Genomic DNA, 20,612 nt, shown 5'->3' with positions numbered 1-20,612 from the left:
CGGACTGAGACGACACCCATGTTCCGTACCGCCCTGCGCAACGTACTCGCGCACAAGGCCAGGCTTCTGATGACCGTGCTCGCCGTGATGCTCGGCGTCGCGTTCGTGTCCGGGACCCTGGTCTTCACCAACACGCTCTCCAACGCCCTCCAGAACAGCTCCGCCAAGGGCTTCGACCAGGTCGACGTCGCCGTGGAGCCGGGCTACCGGGAGGACGTGGGCGACAAGATCGGCAAGACACCGGAGCTGACGCAGGCCCTGCTGGAGAAGACCGCGAAGGTTCCGGGCGCCGGCTCGGTCATCGGCGTCGTGACCGGCTTCACGGCCATCGCCGACAAGGACGGCAAGCTCGTCGGCGACGGTTTCCAGTCACAGGGCGCGAACTACTGGGGCGACAAGGACGCCCGGTACCCGCTGAAGGACGGCGCCGCGCCCACGGGCGCCGGCCAGGTCGCCCTCGACGCGCGGACCGCCGAGCGGGCCGGCTACAAGGTCGGCGACACCGTGCGCCTGTCGGTGGACGGCCCGGTGCTCTCCCCCACCGTCTCCGGCATCTTCACCACGGACGACGGCAACGTGACGGCCGGCGGCAGCCTCGCCCTCTTCGACACGGCGACCGCGCAGCGGCTGTTCGGCAAGGCGGGCACGTACGACGAGATCGACGTCAAGGCGGCAGCCGGGACAAGCCAGGCCGCGCTCAAGTCGGCTCTGGACAAGGCGCTGCCGCGAGGCAGTGTCGAGACGACGACGGCTACCCAGCTCGCCGACGACCAGGCGCGGATCATCGCCTCCGGGATGAGCGGCCTGAAGCAGGGCCTGCTGGTCTTCGCGGGCATCGCGCTGTTCGTCGGCACGTTCATCATCGCCAACACCTTCACCATGCTGGTCGCCCAGCGCACCAAGGAACTCGCGCTGATGCGAGCGGTCGGTGCCTCGCGCCGGCAGGTCACCCGGTCCGTGCTGATCGAGGCGTTCGTGGTCGGCGCGGTGGCGGCGGTGACCGGGCTGGTCACGGGCATCGGTATCGGAGCGGGACTGAAGTCGCTCCTCGGCATGCTCGGCGCGATCGTGCCCGACGGGCCGCTGATCGTCACGCCGGGCACGGTCGGCGCGGCCCTCGCGGTCGGCATCCTCATCACCATGCTGGCGGCCTGGCTCCCCGGCCGCCGCGCCGCGAAGATCCCGCCGGTCGCCGCCATGAGCAGCGTCCACGCGACCGCGACCACCAAGTCGCTGGTGCTGCGCAACACGCTCGGCGTGCTCTTCTCCGGCGCGGGCGTCGCCGTGGTCCTGGCGGCCACGACGATGAACGGCTCGGACGGCCAGGCCCCCATGGGCATCGGCGCGGTCCTGCTCATCATCGGCGTCTTCATCCTCACCCCGCTCCTGTCCCGCCCGATGATCGCCGCCGCCGCCCCGCTCATGCGCGGGTTCGGCGTCTCCGGGAAGCTGGCCCGCCAGAACTCGGTCCGCAACCCCCGTCGTACGGCCGCCACGGCCTCCGCGCTGATGATCGGGCTCACCCTCATCACCGGCATGACGGTGATGGCGGGCAGCCTCCAGAAGTCGATCGACAAGATGGCCACGGCCGCGATCAGCGCCGACTACATCGTCTCGATGGCCAACGGCAACAACCTCTCCCCCGACGTCGCCCGGACCCTGGCGAAGACGTCCGGGGTGACCGCCGTGAGCCCCCTGCGCAACTCCTCCGTAAGCATCGGCGACGAGTCGGAGTGGGTGACCGGCGTCAACGGCAGCACGATCGGCAGGCTGACGAAGCTGACGGTCGACGACGGCACGTTCAAGGTCGGCGGCACCCAGGTGGTCGTGGACGACAGCACGGCCAAGTCCCGGGGCTGGAAGGCGGGTTCGGCCTTCACAGCCACCTACGACGACGGCCGGAAACAGCGGCTTACGGTGGCGGGCGTGTACGAGGGCAACGAGGTGCTGAGCGGCATCATGCTCGACAACACCCTGCTGGCCGCACACCGGACCGACGTGGCCGACCGGTCCGACGCGCAGGTCATGGTGAAGACGTCGGACGGCGCGACCGGCGCGACGAAGGACAAGCTGAAGAAGGCCCTGGGCACCAACCCGGCCATCAAGATCCAGGACAAGAAGGACCTCTCCAACGAGATCGCGCGGACGTTCACGCTGATCCTGAACATGCTCTACGGTCTGCTGGCCATGGCGGTCCTGGTCGCGGTGCTCGGAGTCATCAACACCCTGGCCATGTCGGTGTTCGAACGCTCGCAGGAGATCGGCATGCTCCGCGCGATCGGCCTCGACCGCAAGGGCATCAAGCGGATGGTCCGCCTGGAGTCCCTGGTCATCTCGCTCTTCGGCGGCGTCCTGGGCATCGGGCTCGGGGTGTTCTTCGGCTGGGCGGCCGGTGAACTGCTGGGCACCAGCATGCCGACGTACGAACTCGTCCTGCCCTGGGCCAGGATGGCGCTGTTCCTGCTCCTCGCCGCCACGGTGGGCGTCCTGGCGGCCCTGTGGCCGGCCCGCCGCGCGGCCGCCCTGAACATGCTGACGGCGATCAAGTCGGAGTAGACGTTCAGCAGTACCGGACGGTAGTTGGGCCCCGCTCACCCCTGAGCGGGGCCCAACTACCGTCCAATCACAGTCAGTTCCAGGTGCGGGCCCGCAGGGGCATCCCGGAGGAACCGGAGTCGGTGGCCCGCACGGCGAGAACCTGGTTGACGCCGAGGCGGTTGTGTTCGAAGGCGAGGGCACAGGCGGCCATGTACAGCCGCCAGACACGGGCCCGCCCCGGACCGGTGAGCCGCACGGCCCGCTCCCAGTCGGCCTCCAGATTGGCGACCCACCGGCGCAGGGTCAGCGCGTAGTGCTCGCGGATCGACTCGACGTCACGCACCTCGAACCCGGCCCGTTCGAGCTGGGTGACGGTGGTGCCGACCGGCGCGAGTTCGCCGTCCGGAAAGACGTACGCGTCGATGAACCCGTCGAGGGTGTACGCGCCCTCGTCCGTCTGCGGTCGGCGGGCGATCTGGTGGTTGAGCAGCCGGCCGCCCGGTCTGAGCAGGGCGTACAGCTCTCGCGCGTACGTCAGGTACTGCTCGCTCCCCACGTGCTCTGCCATCCCCACGGAGGAGACGGCGTCGAAGGGCTCGTCGGTGACGTCGCGGTAGTCCTGCACCCGGATCTCGACCCGGTCCGTGAGCCCCTCGTCCGCGACGCGCTTACGGGCGTACGCGGCCTGTTCCTGCGAGAGGGTGATCCCGACGACGTGGACGCCGTGCTCACGGGCGGCGTGGACGGCGAGGGAGCCCCAGCCGCAGCCGACGTCAAGGAGCCGTTGCCCCGGCGTCAGGGCGAGCTTGCGGCAGATGAGTTCGAGCTTGTCGCGCTGAGCGTCTTCGAGGGTGCCGGTGCCGGAGGCGCTGCCAGGGGCTTCCCAGTAGGCGCAGGAGTACACCATGGACGGGCCCAGGACGAGTCCGTAGAAGTCGTTGCCGACGTCGTAGTGGTGGCTGACGGCGCGCTTGTCGGTGCGCTTGGTGTGGAGGCGCCGGCGCCGCCGTGCCACCTCTTCACGGGGCGGAGCCGGAGGGACCGGAAGCCCGGCCAGCTTCACGAGCCCGCGCGCGGCGGCCCGCGCCTCGGGATCACGCAGGGTCTCGGTGAGGGTCCGGGCGTCCTCCCCGCGCTCCCAGACCAGCCCGGACAGCAGATCGAGGGCCGCGTAGAAATCCCCCTCAATGCCCAGGTCACCGGCGACCCAGGCCCGGGCCAGCCCCAGTTCGCCGGGTTTCCACAGCAGCCGGCGCAGGGCCCGGCGGTTGCGGACGACCAGTGTGGGAGCGCCGGGCGGCCCGGCCTGCGAGCCGTCCCAGGCGCGGATGCGCATCGGGAGCGGGACCCCCAGCAACTGTTCGGCGAATCTCTGCAGCCGCGACGCGGCTCCGGGCATGGCGCACACCTCCGTTACGACACAACCGAGAATGTCCAACACCCACCCAAACACCAACCCCCCGGGCCCGCAGTCCCCAGGGTTGATCACAACTGGGCAAAGGGGATACGAGGGCCGCACCCTCTCCAGCCCTGGCCGTCCGGCACGTGAGGACAAGGCCCCACCAGCCCCAGCTCTTTCCCACCCACCCGCCCCCGCCGCATCTACAGCCCAGGCCCGCATTTCCAGCCCGTCCGGCGCTTGAGGACAAGGCCCGTTCAGGGCCGGCTTCCTTCCCACCCACCCGCCCCCACCGCGTCTACAGCCCAGCCCGCACCCGCCTCCAGCCCCCAGCGGCACCTCTCCAGCGCAGGCCCGCACCCCCAGCCCGCGCCTCCTCCTCCCCAGCCCAGGCCCGCACCCCCAGCCCGTCCGGCGATTGAGGACGAGGCCCCTTCAGGGCCGACAGGGGGTCTGGGGGCGCAGCCCCCAGGAACGGGATGGGACGGGTAGGGGCGGCGGGGGCGAGAAAACGCCTGAAGGGGCCGCCCGCACCACGGATGGCGAGCAGCCCCTTCAGGGGTAATCCAGGTAACTCAGGTAACTCAGCGACCGGAGGTCAAAGGAACGAACGCGTCAGGAGGCCTTGGCCTCTGTCTTCTCCTCGGCCTTCGTCTCCGCCGCCTTCGCGGCAGCGACCGGCGCCGGCTTCGCAGCCTCGTAGAACTCCTCACGAGGAGTCTCCAGCGCGCCCAGCGCAACAACCTCACGCTTCAGGAACATCGCCAGCGTCCAGTCCGCGAACACCCGGATCTTCCGGTTCCACGTCGGCATCGCCAGACCGTGGTAGCCGCGGTGCATGTACCACGCCAGCCGGCCCTTGACCTTGATCTTCACCTTGCCCATGACGATCATCGCGACGCCCTTGTGCAGGCCGAGACCCGCGACAGCGCCCTTGTTGGAGTGCGCGTAGTCCTTCTGCGGGAAGCCCCGCATACCGGAGACCACGTTGTCGCCGAGCACCTTCGCCTGCCGCAGCGCGTGCTGCGCGTTCGGCGGGCACCAGGCGTTCTCCACGCCGGCCTTGCGGGCGGCCACGTCCGGCACCTGGGCGTTGTCGCCCGCGGCCCACACGTAGTCCGTACCCGTGACCTGCAGCGTCGGCTGCGCGTCCACGTGCCCGCGCGGCCCCAGCGGCAGGCCGAACCGGGAAAGCACCGGGTTGGGCTTCACACCGGCGGTCCACACGATGGTGCTGGAGTCGACCTCGAGGCCGTTCTTCAGCACCACATGACCGTCGACACACGAGTCCATCGACGTCGAGAGATAGATCTCGACCCCGCGGCTCTCCAGGTGCTCCTTGCCGTACTGGCCCAGCTTCGGGCCGACCTCGGGAAGGATCTTGTCGGCGGCGTCGACGAGAATGAACCGCATGTCCTCGCGGGACACGCTGGTGTAGTACTTCGCCGCGTCGCGAGCCATGTCCTCGACCTCGCCGATGGTCTCCGCACCCGCGAAGCCACCGCCGACGAAGACGAAGGTGAGCGCCTTGCGGCGGATCTCCTCGTCGGTCGTGGAGTCAGCCTTGTCCAGCTGCTCGAGGACGTGGTTCCGCAGGCCGATGGCCTCTTCGATGCCCTTCATGCCGATGCCCTGTTCGGCGAGGCCGGGGATCGGGAAGGTGCGGGAGACCGCGCCCATGGCGATGACGAGGTAGTCGAAAGGCAGCTCGTACGCCTCACCCACGAGGGGGGCGATCGTGGCGACCTTGCGGTCCTGGTCGATGGTGGTGACCCGACCGGTGAGGACTTCCGCCTTGGGCAGCACACGTCGCAGTGGTACGACGACGTGGCGCGGCGAAATGCTGCCGGCGGCGGTTTCGGGGAGGAAGGGCTGGTAGGTCATGTACGACCGGGGGTCGACGACCGTGACGGTCGCCTCGCCGTAGCGCATCTTCTTGAGGATGCGCCGAGCTGCGTACAGGCCTACGTACCCACCGCCTACTACGAGGATCCTGGGACGCTCCGTGGTGCTCATGCCATCGAGTATCCACCCGGTCCAGGGGGGTCGCTCGTGCGCCCCTTCACAAGCTTATCCGGACCCTCTGTTACACTGCGCGGCCCACCTCGCCGGGGCCATGCCACGCGAGGGGTACCAGCGGGCGGTACGCCCCGATGTCAATGCCGCGTGAACTGCTCTTCCGGGTCTCCGGGGCGACTGGACCAGCGCCCCGCAACACCCCCCGGAAACACCACCGCAATGCTCCCCCGAGCAGGCTCCCACCCCAGGTGAGCCCCCGAAAGGGCCCTCCGGACCACGTTCGTCGCCCAACAGGACCGAATTCCTTGTGAAGAACTTCACGAACTTTCCCGGGAGGGCGTCACCGAGGGGCCGCGAACAGCCCCTCAAGTGCGCTCATGCGTCATCCGACCTGCTCAGTCGAGGGGTTACGCGACCGACCAGGCGATGCCGTCGAGGATGTCGTGCTCGCTCACGACGACCTCCGACGCCCCGATCCGTTCCATGATCGACAGCAGCACCAGAGCTCCCGCGCCGATCACGTCCACACGCCCCGGATGCATGGACGGAATCGCCGCCCGTTCGGCGTGCGTGGACCGGAGAAGGGTCTCCGTGATCTCGCGGACGCGGTCGTAGGAGACCCGGGAGTGGTGGATGGCCGCCGAGTCGTACGCGGGCAGGTTCTGGGCGATCGACGACACCGTGGTGACCGACCCCGCGAGCCCGACCAGGGTCCGCGCCTCGCTCAGCGGGACGGTCTCGGCGGCCAGGTCGAGGGCGGCCTCGATGTCGGCCCGTACGGCGGCGATCTCGGCGTCCCCCGGCGGGTCGATGACAGCGCCGTCCCGAACCAGGTGCCGTTCCGTCATCCGTACGCAGCCGATGTCCACGGACCGGGCCCCGCGCACCTGGTCGTCGCCGACCACGAACTCGGTCGAGCCGCCGCCGATGTCCACGACGAGGTAGGGCTTGGCGAGGTCGTCGCGCCCCGTCAGTTCCCTGGTGGCGCCCGTGAAGGAGAACTCGGCCTCCTGGTCGCCCGAGATGACCTCCGGCTCGACACCCAGGATGTCCAGCACCCCTCGTACGAACTCGTCCCTGTTCTCCGCGTCCCGGGAGGCGGACGTCGCGACGAAGCGGAGCCGCTCGGCGCCGTGCTCCTTGATGATGCCCGCGTACTCACGGCAGGCCGCGAAGGTCCGCTCCAGCGCCTCCGGGGCGAGGCGGCCCGTACGGTCGACGCCCTGGCCGAGGCGGACGATGGTCATCCGACGGTCCAGGTCGACGAGTTCACCCGTCTCCGGGTCGGCGTCGGCGACGAGGAGGCGGATCGAGTTCGTACCGCAGTCGATGGCGGCGACACGGGTCACTTGTCGCCCTCCCCGGACTCCGCCGCGTCCACCGGTTTGAACGCGAAGTGGCCTGTGCCGGAGTCGTTCGTGTGCACTGTCCAGTCCTGCCCCACCGGAGGCCCCGCGCGCATCACGCACGGCCCCTTCGCCCACCACTCCGGCAGCATCGCGATCGCCTCGTCGCCCAGCGGGTTCACCCCGGGGCCGGCGGCCAGCGAGTGGCCCACGAGGACGTGCAGGCACTTCACACGGTCCGGCATGCCGCCCGCGCTCGGGAAGCCCTCCAGGACCTCGATCGCGTCCCGGCGGGCGATGTAGTCCTCGTGCGCGGCCCGGTACGCGGCGGCCAGCTCCGGGTCCGTCGCCAGCCGTTCCGTCATCTCCTTCATCACGCCGTTCGCCTCCAGCGTGCCGATCGCCGAGGCGGCGCGGGGGCACGTCAGGTAGTACGTCGTGGGGAAGGGAGTGCCGTCCGGCAGCCGCGGCGCCGTCTCGACGACGTCCGGGTGCCCGCAGGGGCAGCGGTGCGCGATGGCGCGCAGCCCGCGCGGCGGGCGGCCGAGCTGCCGCTCGAAGGCCGCGACGTCCGCGTCGGTCGGCTCGGTGCGCGGGGTGGGAGGCGGGGGCGTGTCCATACCTGTCTTCTCTGTTCCGTTCACTTCACTGGTGAGCTCACTGGTCGGCGGCGTCGGCCTTGTCCACGCCGTCCCAGACGTTCGCGTACCAGGGGCGGTCGGCCGCGCCCAGGTCGACGCGCGACTGCTTCGCCGCGTCCGGGTCGATCACGACGTATCCGGTCTCGCCCGGCATCACATAGTGCAGCCGCTGCCTGATCTGCTGCTCCGCGTACGAGTCGTCCTGCCAGCGCGCCTTAAGGTCGCGCAGCTGTTCGACCCGCCGGCTGGCCTGGTCGCGCTCGCGCTCCAGGTCGGCGATGTCGGCGCGCTGGGAGACGTACTGCCTTATCGGGTAGGCCAGCGCCACGATCAGCGAGCAGAGCACCAGGACGAGCAGGGCCGCACGGCCGGTCAGGCGGGAGCGGCGGGCCTGACGCTTGGTCTGCGAACGGTAGACGCGGGCCGCCGTCTGCTCGCCGAGCAGCTTGATCCTGGTCGCGGTGGAGAACCGGTCCCGGTCCTTCACGGCCATGTTCCCGCCTCCCGTTCACACGCGCGTACGTCCCCGCACACGGTACGGGACCGGGTACGGGGACGTACGTACGACTGGCTATGCCTTGACCCAGGTCGGGGTCAGCCCTTGAAGCGGGGGAAGGCCGAGCGGCCGGCGTAGACCGCCGCGTCGTCGAGGATCTCCTCGATGCGCAGGAGCTGGTTGTACTTGGCGACGCGGTCCGAGCGGGCCGGGGCGCCGGTCTTGATCTGGCCGCAGTTCACCGCGACGGCGAGGTCGGCGATGGTGACGTCCTCGGTCTCGCCGGAGCGGTGGGACATCATGCACTTGAAGCCGTTGCGCTGCGCCATCTCGACGGCGTCCAGGGTCTCGGTCAGCGAGCCGATCTGGTTGACCTTGACGAGCAGGGCGTTGGCCGAACCCTCCTCGATGCCACGGGCGAGGCGCTCCGGGTTGGTGACGAAGAGGTCGTCGCCGACGATCTGGACCTTGTCGCCCAGCTTGTCGGTGATGGTCTTCCAGCCGGCCCAGTCGTCCTCGTACAGCGGGTCCTCGATGGAGATGAGCGGGTACGCGGAGACGAGCTCCTCGTAGTACTCGGTCATCTCGGCGGCCGTGCGGGACTTGCCCTCGAACTCGTACTTGCCGTCCTTGTAGAACTCGGACGCGGCGACGTCGAGCGCCAGGCCGATCTGCTCGCCGGGGACGTAGCCGGCCTGCTTGATGGCCTCGATGATGAGGTCGAGCGCGGCGCGGTTGGACTCCAGGTTCGGGGCGAAGCCGCCCTCGTCGCCGAGACCGGTGGACAGGCCCTTGGTCTTCAGCACCTTCTTGAGGGTGTGGTAGATCTCCGCGCCCCAACGCAGCGCCTCGGAGAAGGACTCCGCGCCGATCGGGGCGATCATGAACTCCTGGATGTCGACGTTGGAGTCCGCGTGGGATCCACCGTTGAGGATGTTCATCATCGGGACGGGCAGCAGGTGCGCGTTCGGGCCGCCGAGGTAGCGGAAGAGCGGCAGGTCGCTGGCCTCGGAGGCGGCGTGGGCGACGGCGAGGGAGACGCCGAGGATGGCGTTGGCGCCGAGGGAGCCCTTGTTGTCGGTGGCGTCCAGGTCGAACATGGCCTGGTCGATCAGGCGCTGCTCGGTGGCGTCGTAGCCGACGAGCTCCGGGCCGATCTGCTCGATGACGGCGAGGACGGCCTTCTCGACACCCTTGCCGAGGTAGCGGTTGGGGTCACCGTCGCGCAGCTCGATGGCCTCGAAGGCTCCGGTGGAGGCGCCGGACGGGACGGCGGCACGACCGGTGCTGCCGTCATCGAGGCCGACCTCGACCTCGACGGTGGGGTTGCCTCGCGAGTCGAGGATTTCCCGGGCTACGACGACGTCGATGGACGGCACGAGCATCTCCTTATGGAATGTGACGCGGGTACGCGGGGCTGCTGAGGCCTCGCGAGTACGGGGCCGCGGCGGCTCCGCGTTGATGAGCCTAACCGGCTCGGGGGGATCGGCCAGCCGTCCGACCACCCCATGGACGGAACACGAACGGAACCGAGGGTAAACATTGTTCCCCCAGGGAACAAAAAGCCCCGCTCCGGTGCGTACGGGGGAACACGCACCGGAGCGGGGAGCCCGTGGGGGACGGGGGGTGACCCGCACGAGGCCTTCACTCTGGAAGGCACGGCTGTGAGGGTCCTGTGGTTCACCTTCGGGCCGGCTGGGATCTGGGGGATGCACGGCCCGAAGGTGACCGGGATCAGCTGAGGTGCAGCTGCTGGCCCGGGAAGATGAAGTCGGCGTCGTCGATGATGTCCTTGTTCAGCTGGAACAGCTTCTGCCAGCCGCCCTTGACGTGGTGCGCCTGGGCGATCGCACTGAGGCTGTCGCCCTTGACGACCTTGTACTCGCCGTCGCCCTTCTTGACCTTCTTGCCGGTCGGGGTGGTGACGGTCTTCTTCGCGGCGGGCCGCTCCTGCGAACGGGAGGCCTGCTGGCTGTCGGTGGAGCGGGTGGAGGTCTCGCTCGACCCGCTGGAGCTGGAGCCGCTGGACGAGTTGTTGTTGCTCGTACCCGTGCTCGTGCCGCCGCCGTTGCTGCTGCTCGAACCGCCGTCGTAGGAGGCGCTGGACAGGCCCGTGCCGCAGACCGGCCAGGCACCCTTGCCCTGGCCCGCGAGGACCTTCTCGGCGATGGTTATCTGCTGGGACTTCGACGCCTGGTCGGCGGTGCCGGCGTACGCCGTGCCGCCGTACGCGGCCCAGGTCGAGGCGGAGAACTGCAGGCCGCCGTAGTAGCCGTTGCCGGTGTTGATGGACCAGTTGCCGCCGGACTCGCACTGGGCGACGGTGTCCCACTCGGCGGAGGTGGCGGCGGAGGCGGAGCCGGCCGCCAGCAGCGGAGCGGCGACAGCGGCACCGGTCACGCCGGCGATGGCGACGACGCGGGTGGCCTTGGACGGACGACGGTGCTTGCCCTTGCCGGAAAACAGCATGAAAGATCCCCTCACCGACGCCTGCGAGGTGAGCTGTCGGGTTCGGGCCGGTTGAGTTGCCCGGCCGTACGCCCCTGTCGGGCGGCGTACGGCTTCACCCCGAGCCGCTCCGGACAACTGCCCGGTGCGGCACCTACCTTGGGTCCCCCGCTCCTGCCTACGGCGCTTTACGCGACGACTGTTCCCGTTCGGCCGTTGGCAGGATTCGGCGTTGCGACCGGCGGGGCCCACTGTGGCGGGCGATGACGACCGTAAACAGCTGATCCGATGAAATACAAAGACGATCAGGGCTTCTGAGACCTATCTCTCACCGCATCGATAACGGACATTCAGCCCGAAACCAGGACGTGAACTCCGGTTAGTTTTGCCCGGGTTCGCTACCTACCGCAAGGATCTGACCGGGGAGAACGAGGCCCGAGCCCGAGTCAAGGAAGTCGTCGCTCCCGGCGGTGGGCTCGGCGGGCTTGGAGGGTTCGGGCTGCTCGCCGACGAGATCGATGGAGCCGGTGACATCCCAGAGGGCGTCCCCGATGCTCGCGGTGTACGACCCTTCGGCCTTGCCGCGGTGACGGCCGGTACCGGCAGAGGTCTCGGTACTGCCCGAACCACCCGTCTTTTCCGCCTTCTGGCCTGATTTGGCAGACTCTTCACCCTTTACGTCCCCTACGGGTGAACTGTCGCCCTTCTTCGAGCCGTTCGCGCCGGGCGACGAGTCGGAAGGGGACGGTGAGGTGGCCGACCCGGCGGAGTCACCGGCGCCGGAGGAGCCGGTCTTCACCCCGCCGGACGGCGTCGGGGACGGCGACGAGTCGGAGCCCCCGGTCAGGGCCGAGGAGCCGGTGGAGGGGGATCCCGAGGGCGTGGGCGACGCCGAAGTCGAGGAGGAGGAAGAGGAGTCCGACCCCGAGCCCGAGATCACTCCCAGACCCAGCCCCGAGACGTCACCCTTGTCCCCGTCGGTGTCGCCCCCGGCCACACCGGTGTCGACGTCGGCCGAGCCGGTGTCCTTGCCGAGCCCGGACAGCAGCGCGCAGGCCTCCCAGGCCCCGGCGCCCTGGTCGGCGAGGATCTTCTCGCCGACGGCGATCTGCTGGGAACGGCTGGCCTGGTCGGCGCTCGGAGCGTAGGACAGACCGCCGTACTTCTCCCAGTCCGCCTGGGTCAACTGGAGCCCGCCGTAGTACCCGTTGCCGGGGTTGGCACTCCAGGAGCCGCCGCTCTCGCACTCCGCGACCCTGTCCCAGGTGGTGCCACTGGCCGCGCTGGCGCCGGTTGCGCCGAGCAGCGGGATGGCGATGGCGGAGCCGGCGACGCCGGCCGAGACGAGCAGCGCCGGGGCCTGGCGGGGGCGACGGTGACGACCGTTCCCGGAGAGCATGCGGTTGCCTTTCACGAGACAGCGGGGACCAGTGCGACGCGTGATGCCGGGCATCGCACTGGTGCACGAACGTAGCCGCAGGCGATCACTTGTCACAAGTTCATGCCGCACAGATCACGTGAAGATCACATTGTTGAGGGAGCGTCACCTTCTCGTGATCTTCTACGGCGCCGCCGGCAAGGTTTGGCCGGATTCGCGCACCGGCGTGAACTCGACGGGCAGGGTGCGCAGTCCACGCATGATGAGCCCGCCCCGCCATCGCAACTCGGCCGTATCCACGGCGAGTCGCAGGTCAGGGAGGCGGGTGAGGAGGGTGGCAAGCGCGCTGCGGCCCTCCAGGCGGGCGAGCGGGGCACCGAGGCAGTAGTGGATGCCGTGGCCGTATCCGAGGTGCTGGTTGTCCCGGCGGCCGAGATCGAGGGTGTCGGGGTCGGCGAACCGCGCCGGGTCCCTGTTGGCGGCGGCGAGGACGACGAGGACGGGGTCGCCGGCCGCGATGTCCTGCCCGCCGATGCTGACCGGGCGAGTGGCGTAGCGCCAGGTGGCCAGCTCGACCGGGCCGTCGTAGCGCAGGAGTTCCTCGACACCCGTTTCGAGGACGGAGGAGTCCTCGTCGGCCAGGGACGCCTGGAGGCGGGCGCGTTGCTCGGGGTGGGTGAGAAGGGAGTGGACGCCGTTGCCGATCAGGTTGACAGTTGTCTCAAAACCGGCGAACAGCAGGATGAAACTCATGGCGACGACCTCGTTCTCCGTGAGGTGCTCACCCTCGTCGGAGGCGCGGATGAGTCCGGAGATGAGGTCCTCACCGGGCTCGGGCACGTCGGACAGCGCCTCGCGCTTGCGGTGGATCAGCTCCGCGAGATAGCTCCGCATCTTCTTCACCGACCGGGCGACCCCGCCCCGGGGCCCTCCCCCGTGCCGGATCATCATCCCGGCCCAGTCCCGGAAGTCGTCCTGGTCCTCGCGGGGTACGCCCAGCAGGTCGCAGATCGCGTAGATGGGCAGCGGGAAGGCGAACTCGTGGATGAGGTCGGCGGAGCCGCTCGCTGCGAACCGGTCGATCAGCTGATCGGTGAGTTCCTGGACGCGGGGCGCGAACTCGGCGACCCGGCGCGGGGTGAACGCCTTGGCGACGAGCCTCCGCAGCCTGGTGTGGTCCGGCGGATCGATGTTCAGCAGATGGGTCATCAACTCGGCCTTGCGCTCACCGGGGATACCGGTCTTGCCCTTGGCGTGCGCGGGCTCGTCGTGATGGGCGGGGTTCTTGGAGAGCCGGGGATCGGCGAGGGCCTGCTTGGCATCCCCGTACCGCGTGACCAGCCAGGCCTCGACCCCGCTGGGCAACCTGGTCCGGTGCACGGGCGCGTGCTCACGAAGCCAGGCGTAGGCGGGGTAGGGGTCGGTGGCGAACTCCCAGGTGAAGAGTTCGGGGGCCGGAGGCGTGGAGTGGGGCTGGTTGGTCACTCGTCGACGGTATCGGGAGGATCGGGGGGCTCCGGGAGCGCCTGCTCGCCAGCCGGGTGGCCACCCCGCCGGTCCCGCGCTGCCGGCACTCTGTTCATCATTCATCGAGTCCGTGCTTCTTAGAGAGACGGGCGATGAGGCGGGCGACACGGGCGTCGTCACGAGCATCGTCATGGGCGTCGTCACGAGCATCACCTGGGGCGTCGTTATCCGTCTCACGGCCGCCGTCGCGCGGCGAGCTGTCCGCTGCGGGCTCCCGCTGGTCGAAGCCCCTCCCGAACTCCCTGTCTCCGCGCAGCAGAAGCAGCAGTTCGGGCACTCTCGCCGGGTCTTTCGACTCGGACGCCATCCCCAGCCACCAGAGCCCCCGGTCACGAAGAACGGTCCCGAGCAGGTGCGCCGCTCCGAAGTCCCCGGCCCTGGCGGCCATCTCCAGAAAGGGTTCCGCCTTCCGCTCTTCCCTCTTGTCCACCAGCAGCCGTCCCAGCTTCCCCGCGGCCTCCGGCTCCCCGGCCTTCACCGCCCGCCGAAACCAGCTCTCCGCCGCTTCCCAGTCCCCGAGGCTCTCCTCCAGTACGCCCAGCTCGAACATGGCCCGCACGTCACCCGCGTCCGCCGCCGCCCGGAAGGCTCCCCGTGCCCCTTCGACGACCACCGCGAAGTCGTACGCCGAGTTCGCCCGGGCCACCTCCAGCGCCACCCCCCACACCGCCACATCCACCGCCGGAAACGTCTCGTCCTGGGACGCGGTGTCCACCAGGGAGGGGGACGCCTCCCACGTGCTCGCCCCACTCCTCATCAGCATCCGCAGCACCCCGTGCCGCTGCTCCGCCGCCCAGGCCAAAGCGTCGTCCACGGACTCCCGTTCCAGGCCGGCCGCGCCGTCGTACCCCTCATACCCCTCGTGCACCTGAAGGAGGAGGTCCTGGGACAGCGGGCCCCGCAATCCGCACCGGGCCAGGTCGACCGCCGCCCGGACCAGGGCGTACCCGCGCGGATGCCGGTCCGCACGCCGGGCCCGCCGCCACTCCTCCCACAGCATCGGCCCGACCGCGAGATACCCCGCCACGCCCTCCGCCCCGGACCTGCGCGCTGCGTCCTTCAGCCTGGGGTCCTCGGTCTCCCCCGCCCGCTGCCGCTCCGCGTGGCTCCACTCCCGGGGCAGTTCGACGATGTGCGCCAGATCGAGAACGCGGCCCCGGGACGACTTCCGGAACTCGTCGTACGTGTCCTCGCTCATCGTCGCGACCACCGCCACCCCCTGCCCCGTCAACTGGGCCAGCAGCCGCGGTTCCAGGCCCCCGTCTCCGAGGTGACCGTCGAGGTCGTCGAGCCACAGCGCGCAGCGTTCGCCGGGCAGGCTTCTCAGCAGGGCGGGAAGCTGCCGCAGGTTCTCGTGCCGGGCGGGCGCGAACACCCGTACCCCGGGGAGCACTTCGGCCATCGCGGCAAGCGCCGTACGCGACTTCCCGACAAACGCGTCGCCTCGTACGACGACCAGGCCGCCCTTCGAAGCCGCCAGCTCCAGAGCCGAGTTGACCGCCGGATCGGCGTCCCGTGCCACATACGGCGGGAGTTGCGGAAGCCCATTGCCTCGCCATGTCGGCCGTACCCCGTATGCCAGCGGATCCATGCCCTCCGCCACGGGCCAGTCCTCCGAAGGGGACCGGGGAGCGTCCCTCGGGGCATCCCCATCCGTCTGCTGCACCTGCCGCACGTGCTGCACACCGACGAACTGGCCGTTGACCGTGATCCCTTGGAAGTCGAAGCGATCCCCCGGCACCACGGGATCCGGAGCGGAGGCCGGATCTGGAGCGGAGGCCGAAACCGAAGCGGAGGCCGAGACCGGAGCCGGAACGGAAACCGGAGCCGGAGTCAGCTCCGCGGCCGACGCCTCGCTCCTCGGGGGCAGCTTCAACTCCTCGATGACAATGGCCAGTTCATCAGCGCCGTCCAGATCCCACGCGTCGGCGAGTGCCTCGCTCAACCGGTCGCGCCAGATCGGCTTCTCCGTGTCGGCGAACTCAGCCGGTCCACGCAGCGCGCGGAGGGCATGGACGCAGTCGTCCTGCCCACGCTGGTCGAACCACTCGGCGAACCAGTCCCGAACCCGTTCCCAGTCGGCCGACCTGAGCCCGGCAACCAGTGCCTCGGCGCCCTCGGCCGCCAGCTGATCCATCTTCTCGTCCACGCACGCCCCCACGCCTCAGCACCGGCCCTGGGACAACCGTACTGATCCGGGGGCGCATCAGCGCTCCAGCGCCCCCTCCGTCGCCGCCCGCTACGTCACCGCCCCTTCCGTCGTCGCACCCTCACTCACCCGGACCGCGTCCCGGTAGGCCCGGGCGGCGGCCCGCAGCGCCCCCTCCGGATCCACTCCCTCGCGCTCCGCCCGTACCGCCAGCTCCAGCAGCTCGTATCCGATGCCCGCGCCCTGCGGCAGCGGAACGTCCAGGCCCGCAGTGTGGACGCGGGACGCCAGTTTCGCCGTGAGGGCCAGGGCGGGCTGGCCGAGCGGGATGCCCTCCGTCACCGAGGTCCGGCGCTTCTCGACCGCCTTGGTACGCAGCCAGAGCTCCTTGACGTCCTCCGGTGTGGACGCCGTCTCGTCGCCGAAGACGTGCGGGTGGCGGTGGATGAGTTTCGTGACGATGCCGGCGGCCACGTCGTCGATCGAGAAGGGGCCCGCGCCGTCCTCATCCTCGTCCTCCGCGCTCTCCTCACTCGCCCCGCTCCCCTCCTCGGCGATGCGGGCGTGGAAGACGACCTGGAGCAGGACGTCCCCCAGTTCCTCGCGCAGCTCGTCCCGGTCGCCCTCCTCGATCGCCTCGACGAGTTCGTACGCCTCCTCGATGCCGTACTTCGCCAGGCCCTTGTGCGTCTGGCGGGACGACCAGGGGCACTCCAGGCGGATGCGGTCCATGACCTGGACGAGGTCGAGGAGGCGGGCGCCGGGAAGGTCGTAGGAGGCGGGCAGAAGTTCCAGGTCCGGCATCTGTACACGGCCGGAGCCCGCGAGACGGGCCAGGCCGTCGGTGAGAGCCGGGTCCCCCTCGCCCGTCGTCACGACCACGACCGTCCGACCGCCGGCGCAGGCGTCGAGCAGGTCCTGGGCGGTCGGGGCGGTCTCCTCGACCGTTATGCCGGCGTCCCGCAGATAGGGCAGCTGCGGATGGTCACCGTCCGCGCACAGCACCCGGTCGGCCGCGTGCAGCACCTGCCAGGCGGGCCAGGACAGCAGGCCGGGGGCCACGCGGTGGCTGGTGGTGAGCAGGACGACTCGACCGGAGTCGGTCCGCGTCCCCATCTCCGTCTCCGGAGCCGTCTCGAAGCTGCTGGTTGCGTTCACCCTCCGAACGTAACCCACGCCACCGACAGCCCCACCGGTTGTCCACAGCCTGCTCAGTTGTCCACAGGCCGGGGCAGTCCGGGCGCGCCCATGAACCCGCGATCGCCCGTACGCTCGTACGCCTGTTCGGACAGCCGTTACGCCGTAGACGAAGCCGTAGCCGTTACGCCGTGCCCTGGGCCGTCTGCGGCGCTGTGATCTCCCGTACCCAGGGGGTCTTCGCGTCGACACGGCTGCTCTTCTTGACGTCCCAGGTGCCGTAGCGCGGGTTCAGGTCGACGTCGAGGGTCTTCGAGGCCTCGGACATCGCCTTCCAGAACGTGGCCTGGCCGTCCGGCGTATTCATGTCGGCGCCGAGGGCGGCGGCCAGTTTCTGGGCCACGATCTCGGTGTGGAGGCTGTCGTCGAGGCGGGCCGGAGCGACACCGTACTGCTGGAGCCAGGCGTCCTCGAGCGCCTTCGCGTTGCCCGCCTGCTGTTCCAGGGAGGCGCGCAGGCTCTGGACGTCCTTGCGGGTCACGGTCACGCCCGCGTTCTTCGCGGCCTGGTTCAGGACGCGGTCGAGGACCAGGGTGTGCAGGGTGTCCCGGGTGAGGCTGCCGGTTCTGGCGACTGTCTGCGCGTACTGGGCCTGGTCCGGGGTGGCCGCCCGCTGCGCCGCGCGCACCTCGTTCACCCTGCTCTCCAGCTGCGCGACCGTGATCCGCTGGCCGCCGACGACGGCCGCCGCGCCGGGATGCGCGTCACTTCCGCAGGCGGTGAGGAGCGGTGCCGCGGCGACGATCGCGGCGGAGAGGAAGAGCGCGGTGCGGCGACGGCGGTGCAAGGAAGCCTCCTGAGGAGATTGTGCAAACCAGCAGGTGTGGCGCGCAGCGCCTCGTTGAGGGGCGGTGGTCGGGCGACGGGCGGGCGCACAAAGTCTTGCGGTGATCGATGTTAGGCAGTGGCTCAGCTCTGGCCAAGCCATTCGACCAACGATTCACCAGGACTTCGGGCACCGCCTCACTACCTTGCGGCGTCGGTCGGGCCTCGGTCGCGCCTCAGCCGGTGATCGCCACCGGCGCGTCCCACGCGTCGCGGTCCACGGTGATCGTGTAACCGCCGCGCGTCTCCTTGCTGTTGACCATGTACTGGTGGGCCCGGCTGTGGTTGGTCCACTGCGTGGCGGCGAAGGGCCAGTCCGCGGTGGTGGTGTTCTGCTTGTCCCACAGCGCGTACCACATATTGCCCGGCAGGTTGGTGCGGTCGGTGGCCTGGGCGATCGCCTTCGCGCTGGAGCTGGTGAAGCCGTAGTAGCCGGTGCGGTACGTCTTGGCCTGCAGTGCCTTGTCGAAGGCGCGTACGTACGTCAGTACGGCGTCGTTGCACGCCTTGTTCGTGATGTCGTACGACTCCATGTCGAGGTAGACCGGGCTGCCGGCCTTCATACCGAGCGCCGAGGCCTTGGCCACCGCGTCCGCCGCGTCCGTCGCGCCGAGGGAGGCGGCCGTGGCGGCGGTGAGCTTCTCGGGGCTGGAACCGGTCTGGCAGGACGGCTGGGCGCCGACGTACAGGGGGATGAGTTTCCAGCCCTGGGTGCTGACCGACTTCACCCAGGACGCGGTGAGGTTGGGCTGGGCGCAGCCGCGGTTCTTGCCGCCGATGTAGACGGCGGCGGCGCCGTAGAAGTTGTTGGTGCGCCAGGCCTTCATCGCGGCGACGGAGGGCGCGGTGCAGGTGTCGAACGCGCGGCCGGTGAAGGTGCGCTGCGCGGGCCAGGTGGTGGCGGCCATCGACGACTGCGCGGCGAGCCCTGCCCCGGCGACGACGGCCGTACCGGCCACCGCCCAGGTGATGTACCTGCGCTTCTTGGACTGCCGGTGACTGGACACCACGTAAAACCCACCCCTGGTATGCGACGGTATGCGCCACGAAGTCTGCGACACGAAAGCAGGTCGCAACGTAACCGGCGTCGTTCCTGTGTTCGGAAAACATCGGTCCTGCGGACCCACAAGATTCCCTCAAGTCACGGCAAACCCTAGCCGCGCACCTGTCCCAGCCACTCCAGGGTCCGCCGGATCTCGGCCGCCAGCGGATGTCCGGGGCCGCGCAGGCGGTCCACGTCGTGGAGGAGGCGGGCGAGGGTGTCGCGGGCGGCGGTGCGGTCGCCGAGGGCGAGGAGAAGGTGGCCGATACGGCGGCGGACGTCGAGGGAGAGTTCCGGGTCGCCGGCGACGTACTGGTTCTCGTAGTACGGCAGCAGGGCGCGGTACTCGGCGAGAGCCGCCGCGGGTTCGCCGAGCTGTTCGAGGCACTGGGCGGCCTCGTAGCGGAAGCGCAGCGACTGGGGGTCGGCCTGGCCCGCCTCGGCGGCGCGTTCGTCGGCGAGGCGGCGCAGTTCGGGCAGCGCGCGGCGGTACTGGCCATCGTCCATGAGGGTGGCCGCGTACTGCTTGCGCAGGGTGCGGACGACCGGGGAGTGCTCGCCGTGCTGTTCGGCGGCGGCGGGCAGGATTCCGCCGAGGATGTCGACGGCCTGGGTGATCCGGCCCTCGCCGAGGAGGCGTTTGACCTCGTCGACGGCTCCGGCGACGTCGGGCCGCTCGGCCACCGGGGCGGCCGTCGGCTGGGGCGCGGGGGTGCGGGCGCGGTCCGGCCAGGGGGCGTGCGGGCGTAGGAAGGGGCGCGTGGGGTCGAGGGGCGCTCCGGTGGGCATCCCGCGCTCCGGGAGGAGCAGCGACAGGTGCTCGTAGACCTCCTGCGCGGAGGCGGGCCGGTGCTGCGGGTCCTTGGCGAGCAGCCGCAGGACGAGCGCTTCCAATGCCTCCGGCACCTCCGGCCTGAGCCGGCGCACGGGCAGCGGCGGCTCGTAGAGGTGCCGGTGGAGCACGCCGAGGGCGGTCGAGCCGGAGAACGGCACGTCCCCGCTGAGGAGTTCGTGGAGGAGTACGCCGAGTGCGTACAGGTCCGTGTACGGGCCGACCGCGCCGCCCATCGCCTGCTCGGGGGCCATGTAGGCGGGCGAGCCGATGGGGGAACCGGTGTGCGTGAGGCGGGTCGTGTCCGTGTCCATGACCGAGGCGACGCCCAGGTCGAGGACGGTGACCGTGCCGTCCTGCTTCACCATCACGTTGCGCGGCTTGAGGTCGCGGTGGACGATCGGCACGGCGTGCACGGCGCTCAGTACGGCGCACAGTTGTGCGGCCACGGCGACCGCCCACTGCCAGGGGTAGGGGTCGTGCTCGGCGAGGTGGTCGGAGAGGTCGGCGCCGTCGACGTACTGCATGACGAGGAACAGTTCCTCGCCCTCGCTGCCCGCGTCGTGGACCGTGACCAGACCGGGGTGGTCGACCTGCGCGGTCACCCGGCACTCGCGCACGAAGCGGCGGCGCAGCTCGTCGGCCTCCTGGCCGGCGACCTTGTCGGGGCGCAGCAGCTTGACCGCGACCCGCCGGTCGAGCCGCTGGTCGTACGCCGTCCACACCTGGCCCATGCCGCCCTGCCCGATGAGCGTGGACAGTTCGTACCGGTCGG

The 20,612-nt window shown here is 70.1% G+C and carries 15 protein-coding genes and 1 riboswitch; of the genes, 1 reads left to right on the top strand and 14 read right to left on the bottom strand.

Annotated features, from left to right (window positions below; genetic code table 11):
* Positions 1 to 18 precede the first annotated feature (18 nt).
* Positions 19 to 2,556, top strand: coding sequence for an ABC transporter permease (locus tag OG241_RS34210; RefSeq protein WP_405820872.1), 2,538 nt, complete (start codon positions 19 to 21; stop codon positions 2,554 to 2,556).
* Positions 2,557 to 2,629: 73 nt separating this feature from the next.
* Here OG241_RS34210 and OG241_RS34205 read toward each other — a convergent pair whose 3' ends face one another.
* The 14 genes from OG241_RS34205 to OG241_RS34140 all read right to left on the bottom strand — a co-directional run bounded on the left by OG241_RS34205 (position 2,630) and on the right by OG241_RS34140 (position 20,598).
* Entirely contained in the window at positions 2,630 to 3,937 is a 1,308-nt protein-coding gene (locus OG241_RS34205; RefSeq protein ID WP_405820870.1) for a class I SAM-dependent methyltransferase, read from the bottom strand.
* Positions 3,938 to 4,552: 615 nt separating this feature from the next.
* A complete protein-coding gene (locus OG241_RS34200) occupies positions 4,553 to 5,953 on the bottom strand; it encodes an NAD(P)/FAD-dependent oxidoreductase (RefSeq protein ID WP_405820868.1) in 1,401 nt (466 codons plus the stop codon).
* Between the two features lie 410 nt (positions 5,954 to 6,363).
* On the bottom strand, positions 6,364 to 7,305 hold the full coding sequence (locus tag OG241_RS34195; RefSeq protein WP_405820867.1) for an exopolyphosphatase: 942 nt from the start codon (positions 7,303 to 7,305) through the stop codon (positions 6,364 to 6,366).
* On the bottom strand, positions 7,302 to 7,922 hold the full coding sequence (locus tag OG241_RS34190; RefSeq protein ID WP_405820865.1) for a DUF501 domain-containing protein: 621 nt from the start codon (positions 7,920 to 7,922) through the stop codon (positions 7,302 to 7,304). The genes OG241_RS34195 and OG241_RS34190 overlap by 4 nt, the downstream gene beginning before the upstream one ends.
* A 37-nt stretch (positions 7,923 to 7,959) precedes the next feature.
* Entirely contained in the window at positions 7,960 to 8,436 is a 477-nt protein-coding gene (locus OG241_RS34185; RefSeq protein ID WP_405820863.1) for a septum formation initiator family protein, read from the bottom strand.
* Positions 8,437 to 8,537: 101 nt separating this feature from the next.
* Positions 8,538 to 9,824: a phosphopyruvate hydratase gene (eno, locus tag OG241_RS34180; protein WP_319096763.1), complete on the bottom strand. Its 1,287-nt coding sequence runs from the start codon at positions 9,822 to 9,824 to the stop codon at positions 8,538 to 8,540.
* A gap of 349 nt (positions 9,825 to 10,173) precedes the next feature.
* Complete coding sequence (locus tag OG241_RS34175) at positions 10,174 to 10,908, bottom strand: transglycosylase family protein (RefSeq protein ID WP_405820861.1); 735 nt, start codon at positions 10,906 to 10,908, stop codon at positions 10,174 to 10,176.
* Positions 10,909 to 10,911: 3 nt separating this feature from the next.
* A riboswitch (cyclic di-AMP (ydaO/yuaA leader) is annotated at positions 10,912 to 11,083 on the bottom strand.
* Positions 11,084 to 11,266: 183 nt separating this feature from the next.
* Positions 11,267 to 12,286 carry a transglycosylase family protein gene (locus OG241_RS34170; protein ID WP_405820860.1) on the bottom strand — a complete coding sequence of 340 codons (1,020 nt, stop codon included), beginning with the start codon at positions 12,284 to 12,286 and terminating at the stop codon, positions 11,267 to 11,269.
* Positions 12,287 to 12,448: 162 nt separating this feature from the next.
* Positions 12,449 to 13,750 carry a cytochrome P450 gene (locus OG241_RS34165; RefSeq protein ID WP_405820859.1) on the bottom strand — a complete coding sequence of 434 codons (1,302 nt, stop codon included), beginning with the start codon at positions 13,748 to 13,750 and terminating at the stop codon, positions 12,449 to 12,451.
* Positions 13,751 to 13,847: 97 nt separating this feature from the next.
* The gene (locus OG241_RS34160) at positions 13,848 to 15,941 is read right to left on the bottom strand and encodes a hypothetical protein (RefSeq protein ID WP_405820858.1); all 2,094 of its coding nucleotides are present in this window, start codon (positions 15,939 to 15,941) and stop codon (positions 13,848 to 13,850) included.
* A gap of 90 nt (positions 15,942 to 16,031) precedes the next feature.
* On the bottom strand, positions 16,032 to 17,099 hold the full coding sequence (locus OG241_RS34155; protein ID WP_405820856.1) for a nucleoside triphosphate pyrophosphohydrolase: 1,068 nt from the start codon (positions 17,097 to 17,099) through the stop codon (positions 16,032 to 16,034).
* A 163-nt stretch (positions 17,100 to 17,262) separates the two neighbouring features.
* Complete coding sequence (locus tag OG241_RS34150; protein ID WP_405820855.1) at positions 17,263 to 17,925, bottom strand: SurA N-terminal domain-containing protein; 663 nt, start codon at positions 17,923 to 17,925, stop codon at positions 17,263 to 17,265.
* 214 nt (positions 17,926 to 18,139) lie between these two features.
* Positions 18,140 to 18,970, bottom strand: a complete 831-nt coding sequence (locus tag OG241_RS34145; protein ID WP_405826561.1) for a glycoside hydrolase domain-containing protein — start codon at positions 18,968 to 18,970, stop codon at positions 18,140 to 18,142.
* 146 nt (positions 18,971 to 19,116) lie between these two features.
* Positions 19,117 to 20,598 carry a protein kinase domain-containing protein gene (locus OG241_RS34140; RefSeq protein WP_405826560.1) on the bottom strand — a complete coding sequence of 494 codons (1,482 nt, stop codon included), beginning with the start codon at positions 20,596 to 20,598 and terminating at the stop codon, positions 19,117 to 19,119.
* Positions 20,599 to 20,612: the final 14 nt, after the last annotated feature.

Origin of the sequence: Streptomyces sp. NBC_01390, from assembly GCF_045040105.1 — a bacterium.
Classification (GTDB): domain Bacteria; phylum Actinomycetota; class Actinomycetes; order Streptomycetales; family Streptomycetaceae; genus Streptomyces.
The sequence above is the reverse complement of the archived record's forward strand: the minus strand, read 5'-3'. Positions and strand labels throughout refer to the sequence as shown.